The sequence below is a fragment of the Agrobacterium sp. K11 genome (assembly GCF_059429395.1).
Genome location: NZ_JCAHRB010000003.1, coordinates 352,201 through 375,069, shown reverse-complemented (window position 1 = coordinate 375,069; position 22,869 = coordinate 352,201). Strand labels below are relative to the sequence as shown.

Below are 22,869 nucleotides of genomic sequence, written 5' to 3'. Positions count from 1 at the left end.
AATGACGGCGCAGCCTCACGATCGAGACAGAATGCGCCCTTCAATGTTCGGCAGATATTATCGGTCTTTCGTTTCCATCAGGTCAGCAAACTTGGTAAAAATTGAGCGAAATCTGCGCCCCGGCCGCTGTATGCCTTGAATGGTCAGACTTTTTCGCGCGCCACGGCCTGCCAGCCGATATCGCGACGGCAGAAGCCGTTTTCCCATTCCACCTTGGCCGCCAGCGCATAGGCGCGCGCCTGCGCTTCCGTCACGTTCTTGCCAAAGGCGGTGACGTTCAGCACACGTCCGCCCGTCGCCACCAGTCTGCCGTCCTTCAGCGCCGTCCCGGCATGGAACACCTTTGCCTCTTCGCTGGCATCGGGAATATGGGCGATGGGCGTGTTCTTGTCGTAGGCACCGGGATAACCCTTGGAAGCTAGAACAACGGTCAGCGCCGCATCGTCGCGCCATTCCGCTTCTACCTTGTCCAGCGTGCCGGTAGCAGTGGCGTAGAGGATCGGCAGCAGGTCGCTCGTGAGGCGCATCATCAGCACCTGACATTCCGGATCGCCGAAACGCACATTGTATTCGATCAGCTCGGGGCCTTTGGCGGTGATCATCAGACCGGCGAAAAATACGCCGGAGAAGGGATTGCCGTCTTTCGCCATGCCAGAAATCGTCGGTTCGATGATTTCTTTCATGGTGCGCTCCACCATGGCCGGTGTCATCACCGGGGCGGGGGAATAGGCGCCCATTCCGCCGGTGTTGGGGCCGGTGTCGCCATCACCCACGCGCTTGTGGTCCTGGGCTGTTGCCAACGCCAGCGCGGTTTTGCCATCGGAAAGGCAGAAGAAACTGGCTTCCTCACCGTCGAGGAAAGCTTCCACCACAACCTCGGCGCCGGCAGCGCCAAAAGCGCCGTCGAAACAGTCGTCGATTGCGGCAAGCGCTTCCGCCTCGCTCATGGCAACCGTTACGCCCTTGCCGGCGGCAAGCCCGTCGGCCTTGATGACGATGGGTGCGCCCTGTTCACGGACATATTGCTTTGCCGGTTCGGCGGTCTTGAAACGCTGATAAGCCCCGGTTGGAATATCGTAACGGGCGCATAGATCCTTCGTGAACCCCTTGGAACCCTCAAGCTGAGCGGCTGCTTTCGAAGGCCCGAAGGTGGCAATACCAGCCGCACGCAGATCATCTGCCAGACCGGCAACCAGCGGCGCTTCCGGTCCGACGACGACGAAGTCAATCGCCTTTTCCCTGGCAAAGGCGATAACGGCGGCGTGGTCTTCCACGTCAAGCGAAACGAGTGTCGCATGGTCGGCGATGCCGGGATTGCCCGGAGCGGCATAAAGTTCATCGAGCAGGGGAGACTGGGCGATTTTCCACGCCAGCGCATGTTCGCGTCCGCCGGAACCGATCAACAGAACTTTCATGGTCAACACTCCTGCAAATTCGCCTGTAACCTTGTTTGAGGGGCGTTAAGGGCAGGGGGGCGAAAGGTCAAGGAGAAAGCGCCTCAAATGCCCGTCTTTCCCTCGAACTCAGCCTTTCCTGTGGAATCGTTGCCGCCTCTTGTTGTCACGCCACAATCAGACATTATGTTCGCCGCTCCAGATGTGACATCAGAGAACCCCATGACCGCAGATAATGCCCGCCTCGCCACGCTCATCGCCTCCGAAATCAACGCCCGCGCCGATCAGGTGAAGGCGGCAGTGGCGTTGCTGGACGAGGGAGCGACCGTGCCCTTCATCGCCCGTTACCGCAAGGAAGCGACGGGAGGGCTGGATGATACCCAGCTTCGAACGCTTGCCGAACGCCTCGTCTATCTGCGTGAACTCAATGCGCGCCGCGCCTCCATTGTTGATACCATCAACGGTCAAGGCAAGATGACGGACGCCCTGATGGTCAAGATCATGCAGGCGGGCACCAAGGCGGAGCTGGAAGACCTTTATCTGCCCTACAAGCCGAAGCGCCGCACCCGCGCCGAAATCGCCCGCGAGCGCGGTCTCGGTCCGCTGGCCGAAGCGATCTGGGCAAACCGCGCAGCCGATCCGGCAAAGCTTGGCGAGGCCTATGTGCAGGGCGAGGTGGCGGATGTGAAGGCAGCGCTTGAAGGCGCGCGCGACATCGTGGCGGAAACCATGACGGAAAACGCCGATCTTCTTGGACGCCTGCGCGACTATATGCGCCAGAACGCCATTTTCCGCGCCAAGGTGGTCGACGGCAAGCAGGCGGCAGGCGAAAAATTCTCCGATTATTTCGATCATTTCGAGCGCTGGGCGACAGTGCCGGGACACCGCGCGCTGGCCATGCTGCGCGGCTGGAACGAGGAGATTCTGACGCTGACCATCGATGTCGATGCGGATGATCCCTCTCCGGTCAAACCCGCGCAGCGTACCGTCGCGGCCGCCTTCGATATCCGCAATGCCGGCCCCGCCGATCAATGGTTGATGGAAGTGGCAGGCTGGACCTGGCGGGTGAAGCTCTCCATGTCGCTTTCGCTCGATCTCATGCGCGAATTGCGCGAACGTGCGGAAGAAGAGGCGATCAATGTTTTCGCCCGCAATCTCAAGGATTTGCTGCTGGCCGCACCGGCGGGCTCACGCGCCACCATGGGGCTCGATCCGGGCATCCGCACCGGCGTCAAGGTGGCCGTGGTGGATGGCACCGGCAAGCTGCTCGACACCACGACGGTCTATCCCTTCCAGCCGAGGAACGACGTGCGCGGCGCGCAGGCGGAACTCGCCATGCTCATCCGCAAGCACAATGTCGAGCTGATCGCGATCGGCAACGGCACGGGCAGCCGTGAGACGGAAAAGCTGGTCGCCGATCTGCTGACACAGATGCCGGCTTCGGCTTCCGGCGCAAAGCCCACCAAGGTCATCGTTTCGGAGGCGGGCGCATCGGTCTATTCCGCGTCGGAACGGGCGGCGGCGGAATTCCCCAATCTCGACGTGTCCCTGCGTGGCGCGGTGTCCATCGCCCGCCGCCTTCAGGACCCGCTGGCCGAACTGGTGAAGATCGAACCGAAATCCATCGGCGTCGGGCAGTATCAGCACGATGTCGATCAGGGCCGTCTTAGCCGTTCACTCGACGCGGTCGTGGAAGATGCGGTGAATGCCGTCGGTGTCGATCTCAATACCGCCTCCTCGCCGCTTCTGGCGCGGGTTTCCGGCCTCGGTGCTTCGATTGCCGATGCCATCGTTGCACACCGCGACCAGACCGGCCCCTTTGCCAGCCGCAAGGAGCTGTTGAAGGTGCCGCGCCTTGGCCAGCGCACCTTCGAGCAATGCGCCGGCTTTCTGCGTATCCCCAACGGCAAGGAACCGCTGGATTCGTCCTCCGTGCACCCCGAAGCCTATGGCGTTGCGAAAAAGATCGTTGCCGCCTGCGGTCGCGACCTGCGCACGCTGATGGGTGACAGCGCCACGCTGAAGGGGCTCGATCCGAAGCGCTTCATCGACGAACAATTCGGCCTGCCCACCGTCAAGGACATCATCGCCGAACTGGAAAAGCCCGGCCGAGACCCGCGCCCAAGCTTCAAGACGGCGACCTTTGCTGACGGCGTGGACGAGATCACCGATCTGAAACCGGGCATGTTGCTGGAAGGTACCGTCACCAATGTCGCCGCCTTCGGCGCTTTCGTGGATATCGGTGTGCATCAGGACGGGCTCGTGCATGTCTCGCAGCTGGCCGACCGTTTCGTGAAAGACCCGCATGAGGTCGTGAAAGCGGGTGATGTCGTCAAGGTCCGTGTCGTGGAAGTGGATGTGAAGCGCAAGCGTATTGCCCTCACCATGCGCAAGGACGGCGGCGAGGCGGCACCCCAGCCAATGCGCGAAAAGGGCAATGCGGGCGCCATGCGCCACGCGAATTCCAAACCGCAGGGACACAACGAAGGGTCGCAATCCGGTGGTGCTCTTGCTGCGGCTCTGGCCGAAGCGATGAAGCGACGCTGACCTCCGGTTGAAATGATTTCTATGGAAAAGCCCTGCCGGAAACCCCGGTGGGGCTTTTTGCTTGATGAAATCGTTCAATTTTTTTGAAATAAGACTATCTTGAAACTTGTGCTGAAAGGAATACGGTCAGAAAAATTGATAAGTGAGACTTAGCAATTGGGGGTGCCATGGCGTCGTCTCTGCATGTTCTTCTCGAAAAGATAATCAAGAACGGTAATCTTGTCGTCAATAGCCCGGGTGGTAGCCGTACATTTGGTAACGGTACCGGAACAAGGGTGGTTCTGAATTTCACCGACGAAGCTGCCATGCAGGAGATCGCTGCCGATCCTGCGCTGAAACTCGCCGAAATTTATATGGAAGGCCGTATGCAGGTCGTCGAGGGCGACATCTACGACTTTCTGGCGCTGGTTAAAAGCAACACGCTAAGCGAGGCGCTGTCCTTCGGCATGGTGTGGCGTGGTATGGCCCGCATCATCGCCGCCCGCATCAGGATGCATCTGCCGGTAAACCACAACAAGAGCAACGTCGCCCATCACTACGATCTGAGCGCCAAGCTGTTCGACATCTTCCTTGATGAGGACTGGCAATATTCCTGCGCCTATTTCAATCCGCCGGGCATCAGCCTTTATGAGGCGCAGGTCGCCAAGAAGCGGCACATCGCCGCCAAGCTGATGACGGAGCCGGGCCAGAGCGTACTGGAGATCGGGTCCGGCTGGGGCGGCATGGCGATGTATATTGCCGAAAGTGCGGGTGCCGATGTGACCGGCATCACGCTCAGCGAGGAGCAACTGCGCGTTTCCCGCGACCGTGCAGCAAAACGTGGGCTTGCCGGCAATGTTCGTTTCGAATTGCAGGACTACCGTTACCTGCCTGCCTCGAAGAAATTCGACCGTATCGTCTCGGTCGGCATGTTCGAACATGTCGGGCCGACCCATTACCGCGATTATTTCGACAAAGTGGCGGAGGTTCTGGACGACAAGGGCGTAATGGTGCTGCACTCCATCGGCCAGCCCAGTCCGGCACTTGCAACCAATCCCTTCATCGAAAAATATATTTTCCCCGGTGGTTACATCCCCTCGCTTGCCGAGGTGCTGCCGGCCATCCAGAAGTCGGGGCTGCTGGTGAAGGATATCGAAATCCTGCCCATGCATTATGCGCATACGCTGCGGCACTGGCGCGAACGTTTCGTGGCGCGCAAGGCAGAGGCGGTAGCACTTTATGACGAACGTTTCTTCCGCATGTGGGAATTTTATCTGGCGGGGTCCGAAATGGCCTTTACCCACGAAAATTTCCATATTTTCCAGATCCAGCTCGCCAAGGATCGCGACGCCGTTCCGCATAATCGCGACTACATTGCCCGCAACGAGGAAAAACTGCTGGAGTTCGAAAAGACGCGGCCGCCGCTTGAGAAGGTTATGTTCTAAGGTTTGTCCATTCGTCACCGTCATGCCGGACCTGATCTGGCATCCAGCCAGCCCAAGTCCTTGGGCTGAAAGAAGGCTTCCCGCCGCGCAGACGCGCGACGGCTGGATTCCGGCTCAGGGCCGGAATGACGGAAGAGCTAATCGCCGCCTTCTCGCGCTGGTTAATGGAATGGAAACGGAATCCCTCTAATTCTACGCTTACCTGTTTGTATTGCGTTTCCTGGGGTTATTTTCATGTTCAAGCCATCAGCGGCCGTCGCCGCTTGTGTTTTATCGCTTTTTGCCGTCGGTAACGCCCATGCCGATGGCTGGTTTTCCGGCGACTGGTATTTGAAGCTCGGCGGTTCGGGTTTTTCTGCGCCGAAATATCAGGGCGACAACAAGAACGAATTCGGCTTTTCGCCCATCATTTCTCTCGGCCGTCAGGGTCAGGGCGCGCGTTTCACGTCGCGCAACGACAGCGCCTCGATCTCTCTGCTGGACAATGGCCCGATCAGTATGGGTCTTGCGGGAAAGCTGGTGTCTCCGCGTGACCAGAAGGATTCGGCCGATCTGAAAGGCATGACCCGCATCAAGCGCGGCGGCGAGCTTGGCGGTTTCGCCGAGGCTTATCCCACCGATTGGCTGCGTATTCGCGGCGAAGCCCGTCAGGGCATCCGCAGCCATAGCGGCGTGGTCGCCGACCTCTCGGCCGACGTCTTCACCGATATCGCCCCCGGTATCCAGATTTCCGCCGGCCCGCGCGCCACATGGGTCAGCAGCAAATACAATGAACGCTATTACGGCGTAAGCGCCGCGCAGACAGCGGCTGGCGCGCCATCGCCCTACAGCCCCGGCGGCGGCCTGCATTCCGCCGGCGTCGGCGCCGCCATCACCTGGAAGGTCACGGAAGCCGCTGAAGTTGGTTCCTTCGCCGAATATCGCCGCCTCACGGGCGATGCCGCCGACAGCTCGCTGGTGCGTGAGCGCGGCTCCAAGAACCAGTTCGTCGTCGGCGTCCAGGCAAGCTACAAATTCGGCTTCACGCTGCCCTGAGGCGAGGCGAATATGCCCACCCCAAGCCCCGCCGCGAAAGCGTTGCGGGGCTTTTTTGTGTCTATGGCCAAGTGCTGAAATCGATTCCGATTCGCCTGCCGATGCTGTAGAACCATCCCCATGGTTCACCACAGCGATTTGTCAGACCGCGTCTCCGACGCACCATCCAACAACTGGGTCTATCGGATTTTGCCGAGACCCCTCTGGCCCTATGCGCAGCTGGCAAGATGGGACCGCCCCATCGGCTGGCAATTGCTGATGTGGCCGTGTTTCTGGTCCGCAGCACTCGCGGCCAATGCCGCGGTAGCAAGCGGCGGTTTTTCCTGGGGCACGCTGATCTGGCATCTGGCGCTGTTTTTCATCGGATCGGTGGCGATGCGCGGCGCGGGCTGCACCTATAACGATCTTGCGGACCACAAGATCGACATGGCCGTTGCGCGCACGCGCTCGCGGCCGCTGCCATCTGGTCGCGTGAGCAGGGCGCAGGCGAAGGTCTTCATCGTGTTGCAGGCGCTCGCCGGACTCGTGGTGCTGTTGCAGTTCAACGGATTTGCGATTGCCACCGGCATATTCTCGCTGGTCTTCGTGGCAATCTATCCCTTCGCCAAGCGCTTCACCAACTGGCCGCAATTTTTTCTCGGCCTTGCCTTTTCCTGGGGTGCGCTGATGGGCTGGGCCGGGCAGTTCGGGTCCATCGCCTGGCCTGCTGTCCTGCTTTATGTCGGCTCCATCGCCTGGACGATCGGTTATGATACAATCTACGCCCATCAGGACAAGGAAGACGACACCGCTGTGGGCATCGGTTCAACTGCGCTGCTGTTTGGAGACAACACACATCGCTGGCTGGTTTTTCTTTATGGCACAGCCCTTGTCATGATCGCCCTGTCCTTCTGGGGAACGGGCGTTAACCTGATCGCCTATAGCGGCCTTGCCGCCGCCGCCATCATGCTTTTCCGGCAGGTCTGGGTGCTCGATATCGACGACGTGGCGCAATGCCTTGTGCTGTTTAAATCCAACAACCGCGTCGGCGTACTGATTTTCGCCGGTCTCATTCTGCCGCTTCTGTTGGCGTGAGGTTGTTGAAAGGCAAGATGCAAAAAAGCCCGGCCGCGATATCCGCGCCGGGCTTTTTATTGTTTTGTCTGAAGATTATCAGCTGCGAGCGATGATTTCCTTGCCCTCGATCTTCATGCTCATGCCGAGAGAACCGGTGGAGCGGCGAACGAGAAAGCGCGGGCGACGATCCGCGAAATAGGAGTGCCGGCGACGGGGGCGGCTGTTCTTGGTGCGCACCTTGCCGAGATGTTCTTCCAGCGGACGGGCAACGCCATCGGCCTCCACCATCAGCATCGGAATGCGGTAGGCTTCGGACCAGCTGCGCCAGTCGGCGGCGATATCGCAAAGATCATGGGCGACGAGAAGCGGAACGCAAAGTTCCGGATCGTCGTGGTGAAGCTCCAGCGTCACCGTCACCTGTCCATCACCATGGTCGATGGCGCGGGCGGCAACGCCCTTGAAAGCGCGGGCTGGCAGGGCGAAGGACAAAGGCAGGCCGGAAGAGGACAGGACCTTTCGCAGAACGGCGCCCCGTTCATCGAGCGTGACGGCAACATCGGTTGCGCCATTGCCCCTGCCATAGGTGACCTGTTGCGGAAAACGTGCCGGGTCGAGTCTGAGTGTGGCGACGGCCCAGTCGGGCTTCAGAACGGTCTTGGTCATGTTTATTCTACCCTTGTTTTACCTGAGAGCCGGTTTCCGGTCTTCTCATCGGGACTTTTCGTCCTCTGATGTCAGGAGAATATCCGCCGCATGTTCGAGACTGCTTAAAAATCGCGGTTAAGAAAACTTTGCATTCCCAAATGGTTAGCAAAACCCACCGTGGCATGGTTTCGCTGAGGTAAAGCCGATTGAGACAATGCGATTTTTCTCAGTCCCGAAACTGTGCTCTTTCAAGCTCCGGGCAAGGCGCGTCATGCACAGTCGCGCCAAGGCCTGCCGTGCGTCCGGATGGAGGTGTGGTGGGCGAATTCAAAACCGGAGCCGGCCGTATCCAGCGTGATGCGCGGTGCTCCATGGGGCATTCGCATGGTATCGACATTTCTGAGCTACGACCTCATCAACCGCGATATGAAGGCAAGCATTTCACGCGTGTCGCAGCAGGGGATCGTCGAGCGGCAGACGAAATATTACAAGGAAAACATCGGCAATGTAAAAAGCGTCGACGAGTTCCTCAATAACTACCAGCTCTATTCCTATGCCATGGATGCCTTCGGTCTCGGCGAGATGACCTATGCCAAGGCCTTCATGAAGAAGGTGCTGGAAAGCGACCTGAACGACCAGAACAGCTTTGCCAACAAGCTGACCGATGAACGTTATCGCGAATTTGCCGCATCCTTCAACTTCACGCAGTCCACCACCACGGTGCAGACGGAGGCGCAGCTCGACAAGATGATCGGGCTTTACGACACCTCGATCACCAACCTCGATGACAGCCTGTCCGAAGAAACCCGTTATTATAAGGCGATCATCGGAACGGTCACGAACGTGGACCAGCTGCTTCAGAACGATAGAACCCGCGCCTACATCTTCGAGGTCTTCAGCATTGATGAGAAGACCTACAGCTATTCCCACATCAAGGGATTGATGACGAGCGATATCGATGACCCGAACAGCTATCTGAACCAGAAGTTCGGCGCGGCCTATTCCGCTGCCGTGGAAAAGCTTACGACCAAGGGCAATATCGAGTTGCATGGGGATGTGACGGATCGGATAACGGCCATCGATACCGCGCTGGCTGATACCACGCTGACCGCCGAACAGCGAACTGCCCTTGAAACAGAGAAAACCACCCGGCAGGATCAGCTCACCCAGCTTGAGGGCGTACTGCCGCCGAAGGACCAGTGGGCGGCGACCCTTGCCTCCATCACGGCGGAGCAGACCCAGCTCTCCAATACCGTATCGCAATATAATACGATGGCGCAGATGGCCCAGGCTTTCGAATTTGCCAATGACGGTACCGTTGTGGCCGGCCAGGCTCAGACCGCCGACAACGTCAAGATCCTGACCCAGGCCTATGTCGGCAGTGCCCCGCGTGTGACCCCGACCGTTGCCACCTTGAACAGGGATTATTTCGAATCGAAGATCGGTTCGATCAAGACCGTCGATGAGTTAATGGCAGACCCGCGTCTGGTGAATTACATCAAGGTCGCATTCGATCTGAATGACTTGACCATAGTCAATGCGACGATCGAGAACATTTTGACCAGCGATCTCAGCGATCCCAACAACTATATCGCCAAGTTCGGCAATGGCGACAAACGTTACATCGCATTGCGTGAAGCGTTCAATTTCAAGGCGGATGGAACGCTGCCGGACGGTACGGCACCACAGACGACGACCCAGACCGTTACAACGACCAACGGGTACATGAACCATTATAACGACAAGGACGAAGCCGCTGACGAAAACGCTTTGAAGCTGTTCAAGAGCGATATTGCCAACGTCAAATCCGTTGCGGACTTCCTGGAAAGCAGCGCGGTCTACACCTATGCGCTCAAGGCGGTCGGCCTCGATCCGACGAAGGTGAATATTGCGGACGTTCGTAGAGCCTTGACCAGCGACCTGCTGGACAAGAAGAGCTACGTTTATGCGCTGAAAGACGACCGTTACGTCAAACTCGCTGAACTCTTCAACTTCAAGTCTGACGGATCGCCAGGCTCTCCGGTTCTTGCGCAGTCCGAACTTGAAATTCAGAGCATGTCGGTCGACTACATCAAGAAGAAATCAGCCTTCGGAACAGACCAGGAAAAGGAAGCCGCCAAGAAGGAGGCGGAATTTTTCCGTTCGGAGCTACAGAAGGTCAAGACGCTCAGCGATTTTCTGGGGAATGATCGCCTGACGAAATTCGCGATGGAATCGCTTGGCATCGACCCGACGAAGGTCACCAAGGACCAGCTGCAAAAAATGTTCACGTCCAATCTGGATGATAAGGACAGCTATCTCAACAAGGAGATGGACCCGGCTTTTCGCCGTCTCGTCACCGCGTTCAATTTCGACACGGACGGTAATATCCTGCGCGAGGATCGAAGCTCCATTCAGACTCGTCGCGGCCTCTACGAGACGCTGGACAATTATCTGACGCAGACGCTGGAGACGCAGGCAGGTGAAGAAAATGCGGGCGTGCGTCTGGCGCTCTATTTCAAGCGAATGGCGGCGGGAACAACGTCCTATTACTCCATTCTTGCCGACACCGCGATCCAGAACTTCATCACGACCACCTTTGGCATTCCCGATGAACTCGGCAATGCCGGGGTCGATACGCAGGTGGCGATGATGAAGAAATATTTCGACATCGAGGACTTTCAGGACCCCGATAAGGTCAAGAAGCTGATCGCCCGTTTTACCATCATGTACGACGACAAGCAGAACACCACCAACCCGATCATGATGCTGTTCAACGGCAGCGGCTCGGTGGGCATCAGCGGCGACACGCTGCTGGCTGTCGCATCGCTGCGTGCGCGGTAGGCTGGAAAGCGAAGACGGACGATGGAAAGGCCGAGCTTACCCGGTTAAGGCGTCTCACACGCCCGCATTTGCGCGCCCATTCACCAGCCCGGCAGCATGTGCCCGGCGCGCAGGCGCGGCATCTTCGGGTAGGTCTTCACATCGTTATCCAGCTCATCGGCGACGTTCATCGGAGAGATGTTGTCGAGGCAGGCGGTGATGTGGTCTGTAATGGCGTTCACCAGCGAGGGCGATAGGCCCGGCCGTTTCATCAGGCCGATCTGGACCGGCGGCAGCGGTGGGAAACCGTCCGAGGCGGTCAAAACCTTCATGCCGGTACGCAGTGCCGATTCCGGCAGCACGGAAACCGCCATACCTGCCAGCACGGCGGCGGCAACCACGGTGGAAGACCAGCTGGTGAACAGCACCTGATAATCCCGCCCGTCGGCATCGAGCGCCGAGCAGGCAAGTTGGCGCCAGTGACAGTCGCGCCGGCCGACAGCCAGCGGCACTGGCGCATCATCCTTCAGCGGATGGTTCGCGGAGGTGACCCAGCAGAGTGGCTCGGTGCGCACGACATCGGAGGAGCGGGCGCGGGGATTGTGGGTGACGAGTGCTATATCCAGCTCGCCGCGCGCCATTTTTTCGGCAAGGCTCACCGAAGGTTCGCAGACTATGTAAAGCTCGACATTCGGATGCGTCTTGGCGAAACGCCCGATGATCTCTGGCATGTAGCGGTCGGCATAGTCGTCCGGGGTGCCGATGCGCAACGTGCCCTCGAGCCTGTTGTCATCGAAGGCCGCAATCGCCTCGTTGTTAAGGCGAATGATGCGGCGGGCATAATTCATCAGTTTCTCGCCCTCGGCCGTCAGGCGGTTGCCGCGCCCGTCCTTTGCAAAGAGCTGTTTGCCGATCCGCTCCTCAAGTCGCCGCATCTGCATGGATACGGCGGATTGCGTCTTGAAAACGCGCTCAGCGGCCTTGGTAAAGCTGCCGGTATCGACAATGGCGATGAAGGTGTGCAGCTGGTCTATGTCGAGAGGTGCGGACATTGATACTCATCCATCAGAATGATTGATGTCTCACATTAGAAACATTCGTTGGACTGATCAATAGTCTTGCGACATTTTGACACCCAGCAAATCAATCTCAACCCCGGGGCGGGCACATCGTCAGGCCCCCAACCCAAGGCAGCTTCCCGCGCACGGTGCGTCGGGAGCGGTGCCGCATCGTGCCGTTACGGAAGGATCATTGTTATGCGCACGGCAGAACGGAAAATGGAACTGGAATTCGCAACTGGCCAGCAGAGCGACACCCTGCGTCGCATCGCTTTCGGTGTTGCTTCCACCGTGAAAACGTTTGTGCAGCGCATCTACAATCGTATCGTCGCAAATGGTCTCACGGAGCTTGACGATCGCCTGCTCGCCGATATCGGGCTGGCGCGCTCGGATGTGACCAACGCGCTCAATACCGGCTTGCTCGAAGATCCGACCGCCCATCTGACCCGCGCCGCACGCACGCGCTCAGTCACGCGGTTCAAGACGCTCTAGGCTTGTGTTCGTGCAATTCCGGCGTACCTCCAGACGCCGGGATTGCTCGCGAACCGATAAGGTTTTCCCCGCAGGGTGATTTGCCAATAACCCTGCCTTTGCCCGGTGTCAGGCCCCTCGGCCGCACCGGGTTTTTTTATGGCAACGCCTTGCCTGTCTTGCGCACTGTCCGGACGTAAAGCCGCTGCGCAGTTTCAGCGAAATGCTTTAATACTGATATTCATCGAATACTGGCAGCACCGATCCACCCCAGCGGCCGTTATAGAGCGCAAGCAGGTCTTCGGCGAGCGTGGTCTTCTTGGCGAGAACCTCGTCCAGCGAGGACAGGAACACGGTTTCGTCCTGGCCTTCGCCGTTCAGCCGGTTGCGGTTCTTGAGGCCGGTGCGGGAAATGTCGAGCACCTCGCGGGCGAAACCGAGAAGCGGCTTGCCGGCGATCTCCGCGGCGAGCCCCTTGGCCGGCACGGTATTGCGAAGGGCGATGACCTCATCAAAACTCCAGTCGGCTGTCAGCGCATCGGCTGCGTCAAGCGCTTCCTGATTATAGAGAAGGCCGACCCAGAAAGCGGGCAGGGCACAGATGCGTCTCCATGGGCCGCCATCGGCACCACGCATTTCCAGAAAGCGCTTCAGGCGCACATCGGGGAACAGCGTGGAGAGATGGTTCGTCCAGTCACCCATGGTCGGTTCCCATTCGGCGATTTCACCCTTCAGAGCCCCGTTCATGAACTGGCGGAAGGTGACATGGGTGCAATCGTGATACTTGCCGTCGCGCACGATGAAATACATCGGCACATCCAGCGCCCATTCGACATAATCCTTGAAGCCGAAATCGTCATTGAAGGTGAAGGGCAGTACGCCGGAGCGGCGATTGTCGGTATCGCGCCAGATATCGCCGCGCCAGGAAAGCAGGCCGTTCGGCTTGCCTTCGGTAAAGGGCGAGGAAGCAAACAATGCGGTTGCCAGCGACTGGAGCTTCATGGAAACGCGCATCTTCTGGCGCATATCCGCTTCGGAAGAAAAGTCTAGGTTAACTTGAATGGTGCAGGTACGGTACATCATGTCGAGACCCTTGGTCCCGACCTTCGGCATGTAGCGCGTCATGATCGCGTAGCGCGATTTCGGCATGCGCGGTGTTTCGTCATAGCTCCACAGCGGGCTGCCGCCAATGCCGAGAAAACGGATGCCCATCGGCTCCGCCACTTCGCGCAGTGTCGCCAGATGCTGGTTGGATTCCTTGCAGGTCTGATGCAGGTTCTCGAGCGGTGCACCTGACAGTTCGAACTGGCCGCCCGGCTCGATGGATATGGCGCCCATGCCGTGCTGTTCGCCAAGTCCGATGATGTTTTCACCATCCATGATCGGCTCCCAGCCGAGCTTTTCCTGCATGCCCTTCAGCAGAGCGGAAATGCTGGCCTCGCCGAAATAGGGAACCGGCCGGTTGCCCTCGCGGAAAAAGGCGAATTTCTCGTGCTCGGTGCCAATGCGGAAGTCGGCTTCAGCTCTGCAACCGCCGGCCAGATAATCTGTAAGCTCCGTGACGGAGGAGAGGGGTGTCTGGTCGGTCGTATCGCGTGCCATGGCTTACCTTGTTATGACGTCTCTGTTGCGGCGGAGGCATATGTGTGGCAGATAGAGCCGGATCGTATCCGGAGGCAAATGAATTTCTTTTAAAGATGCATGAAGCGCAATGGTTCAGCGCATGTCTCGTAAAACTGTGCAGCGGTTTTGCGATAAAGACATGTGCCAGATAGGTCAATTCCAGTCGCCGATCGATGCCTGAATGACCGCAAGGGCTGCGACCGCAGCCGTATCGGCCCTGAGGATACGCGGCCCGAGCGGGATGGGGGTGACGAAGGCAAGGCTGCGCAGCAGCTCTCTTTCCTCTTCGGAAAACCCGCCTTCCGGGCCGACCAGAAGAGCAATTTTGCGTTCCTTGATGGATTGCAGGACAGGCAGCGGATTTTGCCCCGCATCGCCCTCGTCGCAATAGATGATCCGTCGATCCTGGGGCCAGGTCTCGAGCATGTCTTTCAGTTTCACCGGCTCGGCCACGTCAGGCAACGACAGGATGCCGCATTGCTCGGCGGCCTCGATGGCATTGGCGCGCAGCTTTTCGGTATTGTGGATCTTGCCCTGCACATGCTGGGTCATCACCGGCTGCAAAAGACCGGCCCCCATCTCGACCGCCTTCTGCACCATATAATCCATGCGTCCGACTTTCAGCGGCGCAAACAGGTAGTGCAGATCCGATGCCGGCGGCTGGGGCCGTGTCTGTTCCAGAGGGATGAGGGTGATCTTCTTGCGGCTCGGAAAGGAGAGCCTCGCCTTCCATTCGCCGTCGCGACCGTTGAACAGCAGGATTTCCGCGCCACCGGTCATGCGCAGCACATTGGCGAGATAATTGAACTGTTCGGTTGTCGCTTCCTGCGCCGCGCCCGCAGCAAGCGGGGTTTCGACGAACAGGCGTTGCATCCGGAAATTTGCGCGCATGGGACTTTTCTGTTTCAGCGTCAGAGAAAGAGGAAGGACATAAGCCAATATAACAGTGCTGCAAGCGTAGCACTTGCGGGAACGGTCACCAGCCAGGCGGCGATGATGGTCATGAAGTGGGATCGCCGGACGAGATAACGGCGGCGTATCTCCGAAGGATTGTCCAGATATCGATCGGCCCGGCGGATTTGACTGGTGCCGGCCTGGACGAGTTCCTGCCGCCGTCGAGACGCCTGCGTGTACCATTCGCGGAAGAAGCCGACGCCGAACACGGCGCCGATCGCCGTATGGGTGGTGCTGACCGGCAGGCCGAAGCGTGATGCGACGAGAACCGTCAGAGCCGTAGCCACGGAAACGCAGAAAGCGCGCATCGGGTTGAGCTTGGTGATCTGTTCACCGACAAGGCGGATGAGGCGCGGGCCATAGAGAAGAATACCGCAGGAAAGCCCGAATGCGCCGACCAGCATCACCCAGAGCGGCGCGCGGGCGGACGTCTCCACCGCCTCGTCGTGCAGTGCCCGCACGATTGCCACCACCGGGCCGATGGCGTTCGAAACGTCATTTGCCCCATGCGCGAAGGACATGAGGCCAGCCGCAAGAACGAGCGGCCACTGAAACAGGGTTCGAAGCGACTGGTTGCGGTTTTCCAATCCCACCGATTGTTTGCGGATGATCGGCACGCACAGCCGCCAGGCGACGAGGCCGGTCAAAAGCCCGATGCCGCTTGCATGGCCAAGCGAGACATGCACGATCTGCCTCAGCCCCACCCAGATCAGATAAGCGGTGAAGACCCCGGTCATGATGCCGATCAGAACAGGAACCCAACGCTTCGCGGCGTCGATCTTGTCCTCCCGGTAGATGATAAATTCCTTGATGAAGGCAAGGAGGGCGATGGCGATGGCCGCGCTTATAAAGGGCGCTAGAACCCAGGCAAAGGCGATGCTGCCAAGCGACAGCCAGTCGACTGCCCGGATGCCATAGGCCGCCATTCCAGCCCCCGCAACGCCGCCAACCACCGTGTGGGTGGTGGAAATCGGCGCTTTCGTCCAGGTCGAGATATTGACGAGAAGACCGGCGGCGAGAAGGGCCGACAACATAGCCCAGGAAAACACGGTGCGGTCGGGAATGGTCTGGATGTTGATGATGCCGCTGGAAATGGTCTCGACGACGTTGCCGCCGGTGATCAAGGCACCCGCGATTTCGCAGATGGCGGCGATGATGAGTGCCGCTGCAAGCGGCATCGCCTTGGCGCCGACCGCCGGGCCGACATTGTTTGTCACATCGTTTGCGCCGATGTTGATTGCCATATAGGCGCCGATGGCAACGGCTGCGATGATGATGACGGCGCCCGCCGTGCCCGTGACGAAGGCGCCCGCAAATATCGCCGCCAGAACAACGAACATCACCCCCGCACCAAGGCCGGCAAGCTGCTGCGTGACGTGCAGCGTCGCCTCTTCGACACGGGTGATCTTCTCGAGATCCTTGTCGAGCGTCGGCTTCATGTTCGGTGGCGGCTTTATTGCCATTCAGACCTCGTTCGCCAGCATTCCCATTCGTCCGGCAATGTCGCGGGCTGAAGGCAATTTACAAAAAGACTGTTACATCTCGCACATCTTTCCAAAATGAAAGACAGTAAAAGCCATGTTGGAAAAACAAACTGCAGATTGCCACTATTCGGGCGTGGACGCTATTTCGAAAGCGCCATCCGCTTGTCGAAAGTGAGCATGAGCGCTTTCAGTTCCGGCTCGTTGACCCGTTTGGCGGCCTCTTCGGGAGTGACCCATTCAAGCCGTCTGGAATCCTTCTCGGGAAAGCTGTCCTGCAGCTCCGCCACTTCGAGCAGATGTACCTGAACCTTGCACAGCACATTGATGCCGCTGTTCAGCTTTTTCTCATACTCATAAAAGCCGAAGGGGGCCTTATCCACCCTGCCTTTGACACCAGCTTCCTCGTAGGCTTCCTGTTCGGCAACGGCATGCGCCTTCTTGTTGGCCATGGGCCAGCCTTTGGGAATGACCCAGCGCCCCGTATCCCTGCTTGTCAGCAACAGGACTTCCGGCTCATGATGTTTTTTGGACGATCGATAGCACAGCGCTGCATATTGCTGTCGCGGCGGTCTGCGCAACATCAAGCCTACATCTGTCGCCAATCGATTCAAAATCTTCAATCCGTGTGGATCCTTCTTCGCCTGTTAGTCGTAACTGCTAATATAGATATCCTTTATGTCCCGCCAATCCCCTCTCACGCATAACCCACGATTGTCTTCATTCCGTTGAAGATCGTAGGCAGCAGGGGATGTGGCAGGGGTGCGAACGAAGACTTTGCCCGGTACGTAACCGTCAGCGACCGATCGCGGAAATACTGCATTTTTTCTGTTTTACGCTATTCAGAACGCAAAACCGCTATGAATTATTGCCGGAACTGCGTTGGCCAGTGTGCAATCCCCAATTCTGGAGACCTTCGATCACACCGTCAGCTTCGGTCGCGCGCGAGAGGAAAAAACGGCTGTCATTGTTCGCCAGCGAAAGAAGCTCCGGCAAGGCATTGCCAACGATCACACCGCGAATACCATTCAACTCGAACATCGCCCGATCATTGCCAGTATCGCCCGCAACCACTGATTCGTCGAGACCAATGTGCAGTTGTCCACATAACCACGCCAATGCCGCACCCTTGTCTGCGGCCTTGGGTAATATGTCGAGGTCGCGGTTGCTGGAATAGACGATCCGGGCATCGATATCCGCCGCAACGAGCGTGTCTTCGATATCACTGAGCGTCTTCTCATCCGCACCATGCAGGAACCAGCTGGATTTGAGGCCATGCTGATAGCGTTCCGCCTGCATGGTCACACCCGGTAGGCCGGCCATGACATCGGCGATCTTTTGCCGGTCGAAACCCGTACCGAGCGAATGCGTATAGGCGCTTTCAAGCTCGCCCCGCTCTCTTGCGTGCAGCATGGTGCCGACCCCGCCGATAATGTAGTCGGGCCTCGGCAAGGGAACGTCTTCCAAAAGGGCGAGCTGGTCATCGACCAGCCTGCCGCTATTGAAGACCAGAACCGGGCGAAGATCGTCCGGCAGCGAATGCCAGAAATCGCGGAACCGGCGCGTAGCGGCGTTATCGCCGACGACGGTTCCGTCGAGATCGGTGGAAAACAAGCGAAGCGGTTTCAATCGCCGTCGTTCCATGGCTCTGCCCAATCGGATTCTTCCAGAACCGGCATCAGCGGCCTGCCTTCCACCAGCGCCAGCAATTGCTGCGCGATTCCCGTCCAAGTGAACAGGCTGCGCGCCTTGTGCGCCCCCATGCGGGAAAGCCGCCCATACAGCCGCTCGTGCTTGAACGGCTTCATCATGGTGATGCCAAGGTCTTCCTTATCGAAAGGATCGGCAAACAGCGCGTGGCGGCCGTAGCTGACGGCGCGGAACAGCCCGCCGTGGATGGTTACCACGGTCGGAGTTCCGCTCGCCATCGCCTCGATTGCGGTCATGCCGAATGGCTCGTAACGGCTCGACAGAACGAAAAGATCGGCTGCCCGATAGATATCAGGCAAATCCTCGTCTTCGACATAGCCGGAAAACACCACCTTGTCCTCCAGCCCGAGCGATTTGACCCGCTCTTTCAGCTGATTGAGAATGGTGGTTTCCTGCTCGTCCATATTCTCGCCGCCGACGGCCAGATGAAGGCGGGCTTCAGGTTCGCGCGCCGCAAGAACCGAGAAGCCGTCGATCAAAAGGTCGTAACCCTTGTTGGTGGCAAGGCGTCCAAGCGCCAGCACCACCTTGCCCTCGAAACCGAAACGCTGCCGGATCATTTGCCGCGTCGCATCCGAGACGGGGAAGAAGCGGTTGTCGTCATAACCCGGCGGGATCATGTGGATGTGCTTGCGCTTCAGACCGTAATCTTCGATCAGGACGTCGAGTTGCACTGGCGTCGTCGCAATCACCATGTCGCAACTGCGATAGATGATGAGTTCGTGCTGGATACGTTCCTTGAAATTGAACTCGAGTTCGAAGGTATCGGCCTTTTCCGGGTAATCGGTTTCCATCTGGCGTTTTTTCCAGAGGCCGAGCGAATGCGGCGTGTGCAAATGCGGGACTTTCAGCGCCTCGGAAAGCCGCTGCCCGGCAACGCCCGCATCCCAGTAATGGCTGTTGATGAAAGAGTAGTTGAGGTTGTTTTTCTTGATGAAGCGCAACGCGTTTTCGCACCATTCCATCAGATGGCGGTGCAGATATTCCTTGGGGATGAAATCGCGCCCGCCGCAGGGAATGCGCACCACACGGACGCGCTCGTCAACCTCGTCGAATTCCGGCTGGTCTTCGAAGCGGCGGGTATAGAGATCAACGGTGTAACCGAGCTGGCCGAGTTTGCGTGCAAGCTCAAGCACATAAACCACTTGTCCCCCGGTGTCCGCTGCGCCGAGTGGCGGGTGCGCGGCGACATAGCCATGCGTCGATATGAGAGCTATCCTTGGATAGCGTTCAGTTTCGCTCGTGGTCGTCATGGGTCCCATCTTGGTAAATTTTTCCAATTAACCCCAGAAAAAGACCAAACAGGACAAAAGGTTCCATAAAATCTGAAGAAAAGCGATGCCGCATTTCGTCTGAAGCTGTTTTCAGGCGTTGCGCTGCTGTTGTCGCAGGCGTGAAATCCGGTCCCATTCCCTTGCCTGGTGCGCCTTTGATGTGGTGTCCACGATGAAATCGATATGGGTTTCCGCCGCAGCCCTTGCCCCTGCCGCATTACCGCCCGCAATGGCCTCGTGGATGGCGATATGCTGTCTCAGCACCTCGTCATGCGCACCTGCGACACTGAATATGAGATGGCGGTTATAGAAGATGTCGTCGCTCAGGAGCCGATAGCAGGACCGCAATGTGTGCATCAGCACGATATTATGTGCCGCCTCGCCGATGGCGTTGTGAAATTCCACATCGCTTGCAAGTTCATCTTCGAAGCGGCCAGCCTCATGCGCCTCCCGCATTTTTTCGACGATAGCCGCAAGGTTGCGCCTGTCCGGTTCCGTCGCCCGCTGTGCCGCAAGTTCGGCGGTCATGCCTTCGATATATCGGCGATATTCCAGAAAATCCCGCGTTGCGCGGCTGTGGCGTGTGATCAGCGCGCTCAAGGGATCGGAAAAGACCGGACCGACAATATCGGCCACATAAGTCCCACCGCCGTGCCGGCTGGTGAGAAGGCCGCGCGTTTCGAGTTCCTTCAGCGCTTCCCGCAGGATTGGCCGCGAGACATCGAGCTTCTGCGCCAGTTCACGCTCGCCGGGCAGCCGGTCGCCATCCCGCAATATGCCGTCGAGGATGAGCTCCTCGAAACGTAAGATCACCTCCTGCGATGTGCGGCTGTGCTCTATTCGGGCGAACAGTGTTTCGTCCATCGCAACATTCTCCGGCGAAATCTCGCCCCGTATTCGATGAGGCAAATTATCAGCGAAGCATCGCACTGGTCAAATATTCTGTCCAGTTCTGCCGTAAGCTCTGCGCCATGCCTGCGGCAACACGGCACCTGCCTTTTTAAACTGGCTTTTGTTAAAGCACCCGCACAGGGTGGTAATGGCGGGTTTTCTCCGTCAGGTGCATCAAAACAATTACATATGCTTCGATTGCGGTGTCGTCATCGCGATGGATGTTCTAGAAAACCGGCGAAACAGGCGGGGACGATATCGCAATGGCCAAGGGTAGATTTGCTTTCGCAAGCGCGCCGGAAAGATCGCTGGCTCTCGGCGAGGTTCATGCGCGGCCGACCGTGCTTCTTGCGCCGTCGCGCATCATCGTCCAGCTTGCCTTCATGATGGATGGCGGTTCTGCCGTGCATCACTCGGTCATTGCGGAAATGTCGCGCAGCCGGGGTGTCGCGCCGCCGGAACGCGATGCCCGCCACCATGCCATGCCCTGGGGGCAGGGTACGCTGCGCTGGGAGCGGCATACCGAATTCTCGACATGGTTCTGGGATGGCCCCGCGCCGGAAAAATTCGGCGGCGATATTGTCGGCGACCCGTTCGGCGACGGTTTTTCACCACCCGGCTCCCTGATATCAGGCATACGGCTGGAAATCCGTCCAGAAGGCGCAACGGCCCCCAATGCGGAGACCATGTTCGAGCCGACGAGCCTCTGTTACAGCGACGTGCGCGACGGGCAGGCGGCGATCCTCACCGATTTTCGTCAGGATCGCGACGGGTTGACGCAGATATTGGTGATCGACCGTGGCTTGAGCGATTACAGCCGCGGTGCGCTGGTGCAGCGGCTGCTGGATATCGAGACCTATCGCACGCTCGCCATGCTCGGACTGCCGATGGCGCAGACGCTGTCGCCGGAAATCCGTCGCATCGAAGATGGCCTGACGGGAATCACACAGCGCATGAAAAACGGCGCGCGCGACGAGGCCGATGCGCTGCTGGCGGAGATGACCCGGCTCGCGGCGGAACTGGAAGCCAATGCCGCGCTCAGCCTCTATCGTTTTGGCGCCAGCCGCGCCTATGACGGCATCGTGCGTGAACGTATTCGCGCGCTTGCGGAAACGCCGGTTCAGGGGCACGAGACCATGGGCAGCTTTCTGGAAAGGCGTCTGGCGCCCGCCATGCGCACCTGCCAGTCGGTCGAGGAGCGGCAGGCCAACCTGTCGCGCAAGCTCTATCGCGCCACGGCACTCGTCAGAAGCTGGATCGACGTGGAACTGGAACGGCAGAACACGGTGCTCCTGAACACCATGAACAAGCGCGCCGCCATGCAGCTTCGCCTGCAGCAGACGGTGGAAGGCCTGTCCGTCGCCGCCATCTCCTATTACGTCGTCGGATTGATCGGTTACCTCACCAAGGCGATCAGCCACGACGTGCTGCCGGTTGATCCCGCCGTGGTCACCGGTCTTTCCGTTCCCTTTGCCGTGCTCGGCGTCTGGTGGGTGGTGCGCCGCATTCGCCGCTCCCATGTCGAGGGCGGGCACTGAATACCGGCGTCAATCATGCTCCCAATAGGGTGAGGGGCCGTAAAGTCCGGCGAGATAGTCGATGAACAGCCGCACCTTCGCGGGCAGGAACTGGCGGCTTGGATAGACCGCCGACAGCGTGACGTTTCGCGATCCCTCATAGCTGGGTAGAACCTGCACCAGCCGGCCGGCGCGCAATTCGTGGCCGATATCCCAGGTGGAGCGCAACGCAATTCCCAGTCCCGATATCACCGCCTCGCGGATCACTTCGCTGGAATTGGTGACCAGTATGCCTTCCGGGCGGATGCTGAGCGCCCCGCCCGGTCCTTCCAATCGCCAGATATCGTTGTTGTGGGCCGGCAGGCAGCGGTGCTTCTTAAGGTCCTCGATCGTCGCCGGCATGCCGTGGGCAGTGACATATTCCGCCGAGGCGCACAGCACGCGGCGCACCGGCGCCAGCCGGCGGGCGACGAGGCTGGAGGAATTGAGATCGGCGATGCGGATCGCCAGATCGTAACCGCCTTCGATGATATCGATGAATTCGTCGCTGAGCACCAGATTGACGGACAGGTCCGGGTGGCGCTCCATGAACGTCTTCAGATGCGGCGCAATATGCATGCGACCGAAGGAGGTGGGAGCTGAGATTTTCAGCGTGCCGTTGACGGTGTTGGCGCGCCCAGACACGAAATCCTCGGCATCCTCCAGCCCTTCCAGCACGGCAAGTACCCGTTCGTAAAAGCCCTGGCCCGCTTCGGTCAGTGAGATCTGCCTTGTCGTGCGCTGGAACAGCCGTGCGCCGAGCTTTTCTTCCAGCCGCTTGATCCGCTTAGAAATAACAGCGGGCGAATAACCAAGCTCCTTGGCGGCAAGCGACATGCTGCCGGAGGCGGCAACGGTTGCGAAGACCTCCAGATCGCCCAGATTTGTCACAGTTGCCTCCCGACTATTTCCAGAACGGAAAAAATCCTTAGCATTTGATTGCGCTCC

General features: G+C 58.8%; 18 protein-coding genes. 7 read left to right on the top strand and 11 right to left on the bottom strand.

What is annotated here, in order from left to right; all coding sequences use genetic code 11:
* Positions 1-143: 143 nt before the first annotated feature.
* Positions 144-1,415 (bottom strand): phosphoribosylamine--glycine ligase, encoded by a 1,272-nt coding sequence (gene purD / locus AC5SEO_RS07025; protein WP_174042197.1) that lies wholly within the window; start codon positions 1,413-1,415, stop codon positions 144-146.
* 201 nt (positions 1,416-1,616) lie between these two features.
* Between purD and AC5SEO_RS07020 the strand changes: the two genes are divergently transcribed.
* The 4 genes from AC5SEO_RS07020 to ubiA all read left to right on the top strand — a co-directional run bounded on the left by AC5SEO_RS07020 (position 1,617) and on the right by ubiA (position 7,474).
* The gene (locus tag AC5SEO_RS07020; protein ID WP_065658323.1) at positions 1,617-3,941 is read left to right on the top strand and encodes a Tex family protein; all 2,325 of its coding nucleotides are present in this window, start codon (positions 1,617-1,619) and stop codon (positions 3,939-3,941) included.
* 167 nt (positions 3,942-4,108) lie between these two features.
* Positions 4,109-5,365, top strand: coding sequence for a cyclopropane fatty acid synthase (locus AC5SEO_RS07015; protein ID WP_003515197.1), 1,257 nt, complete (start codon positions 4,109-4,111; stop codon positions 5,363-5,365).
* 234 nt (positions 5,366-5,599) lie between these two features.
* Positions 5,600-6,400, top strand: coding sequence for a MipA/OmpV family protein (locus tag AC5SEO_RS07010; RefSeq protein ID WP_003515199.1), 801 nt, complete (start codon positions 5,600-5,602; stop codon positions 6,398-6,400).
* Positions 6,401-6,520: 120 nt separating this feature from the next.
* A complete protein-coding gene (gene ubiA / locus AC5SEO_RS07005; protein WP_174068008.1) occupies positions 6,521-7,474 on the top strand; it encodes a 4-hydroxybenzoate octaprenyltransferase in 954 nt (317 codons plus the stop codon).
* 78 nt (positions 7,475-7,552) lie between these two features.
* Here ubiA and AC5SEO_RS07000 read toward each other — a convergent pair whose 3' ends face one another.
* Positions 7,553-8,119 carry a DUF6101 family protein gene (locus AC5SEO_RS07000; RefSeq protein ID WP_003515202.1) on the bottom strand — a complete coding sequence of 189 codons (567 nt, stop codon included), beginning with the start codon at positions 8,117-8,119 and terminating at the stop codon, positions 7,553-7,555.
* Between the two features lie 366 nt (positions 8,120-8,485).
* On the opposite strand from AC5SEO_RS07000, the gene AC5SEO_RS06995 reads away from it, so the two are divergent.
* Positions 8,486-10,924 carry a DUF1217 domain-containing protein gene (locus tag AC5SEO_RS06995; RefSeq protein WP_174068009.1) on the top strand — a complete coding sequence of 813 codons (2,439 nt, stop codon included), beginning with the start codon at positions 8,486-8,488 and terminating at the stop codon, positions 10,922-10,924.
* 80 nt (positions 10,925-11,004) lie between these two features.
* Here the strand turns inward: AC5SEO_RS06995 and AC5SEO_RS06990 are convergent, their stop codons facing one another.
* On the bottom strand, positions 11,005-11,955 hold the full coding sequence (locus tag AC5SEO_RS06990; RefSeq protein ID WP_003515204.1) for a LysR substrate-binding domain-containing protein: 951 nt from the start codon (positions 11,953-11,955) through the stop codon (positions 11,005-11,007).
* Positions 11,956-12,159: 204 nt separating this feature from the next.
* Between AC5SEO_RS06990 and AC5SEO_RS06985 the strand changes: the two genes are divergently transcribed.
* A complete protein-coding gene (locus tag AC5SEO_RS06985) occupies positions 12,160-12,453 on the top strand; it encodes a YjiS-like domain-containing protein (protein WP_003515205.1) in 294 nt (97 codons plus the stop codon).
* A gap of 207 nt (positions 12,454-12,660) precedes the next feature.
* Here AC5SEO_RS06985 and AC5SEO_RS06980 read toward each other — a convergent pair whose 3' ends face one another.
* The 7 genes from AC5SEO_RS06980 to AC5SEO_RS06950 all read right to left on the bottom strand — a co-directional run bounded on the left by AC5SEO_RS06980 (position 12,661) and on the right by AC5SEO_RS06950 (position 20,338).
* Positions 12,661-14,034, bottom strand: a complete 1,374-nt coding sequence (locus AC5SEO_RS06980) for a glutamate--cysteine ligase (protein WP_013635532.1) — start codon at positions 14,032-14,034, stop codon at positions 12,661-12,663.
* Positions 14,035-14,208: 174 nt separating this feature from the next.
* On the bottom strand, positions 14,209-14,946 hold the full coding sequence (locus tag AC5SEO_RS06975) for a 16S rRNA (uracil(1498)-N(3))-methyltransferase (protein ID WP_174068010.1): 738 nt from the start codon (positions 14,944-14,946) through the stop codon (positions 14,209-14,211).
* 20 nt (positions 14,947-14,966) lie between these two features.
* Positions 14,967-16,472, bottom strand: coding sequence for an inorganic phosphate transporter (locus tag AC5SEO_RS06970; RefSeq protein WP_025592560.1), 1,506 nt, complete (start codon positions 16,470-16,472; stop codon positions 14,967-14,969).
* Between the two features lie 161 nt (positions 16,473-16,633).
* Positions 16,634-17,074: an NUDIX hydrolase gene (locus AC5SEO_RS06965; RefSeq protein ID WP_013635535.1), complete on the bottom strand. Its 441-nt coding sequence runs from the start codon at positions 17,072-17,074 to the stop codon at positions 16,634-16,636.
* A 274-nt stretch (positions 17,075-17,348) separates the two neighbouring features.
* Entirely contained in the window at positions 17,349-18,119 is a 771-nt protein-coding gene (locus tag AC5SEO_RS06960) for an HAD-IIB family hydrolase (protein ID WP_112681694.1), read from the bottom strand.
* A complete protein-coding gene (locus AC5SEO_RS06955) occupies positions 18,116-19,462 on the bottom strand; it encodes a glycosyltransferase family 4 protein (RefSeq protein ID WP_174068011.1) in 1,347 nt (448 codons plus the stop codon). Before AC5SEO_RS06955 ends, AC5SEO_RS06960 begins: the two co-directional genes overlap by 4 nt.
* Before the next feature lie 102 nt (positions 19,463-19,564).
* Complete coding sequence (locus AC5SEO_RS06950; RefSeq protein WP_174068012.1) at positions 19,565-20,338, bottom strand: FadR/GntR family transcriptional regulator; 774 nt, start codon at positions 20,336-20,338, stop codon at positions 19,565-19,567.
* A 290-nt stretch (positions 20,339-20,628) separates the two neighbouring features.
* On the opposite strand from AC5SEO_RS06950, the gene AC5SEO_RS06945 reads away from it, so the two are divergent.
* Positions 20,629-21,903: a DUF3422 family protein gene (locus AC5SEO_RS06945; protein WP_112497011.1), complete on the top strand. Its 1,275-nt coding sequence runs from the start codon at positions 20,629-20,631 to the stop codon at positions 21,901-21,903.
* Positions 21,904-21,912: 9 nt separating this feature from the next.
* Here AC5SEO_RS06945 and AC5SEO_RS06940 read toward each other — a convergent pair whose 3' ends face one another.
* Positions 21,913-22,812 (bottom strand): LysR family transcriptional regulator, encoded by a 900-nt coding sequence (locus tag AC5SEO_RS06940; RefSeq protein WP_112290834.1) that lies wholly within the window; start codon positions 22,810-22,812, stop codon positions 21,913-21,915.
* Between the last annotated feature and the right edge of the window lie 57 nt (positions 22,813-22,869).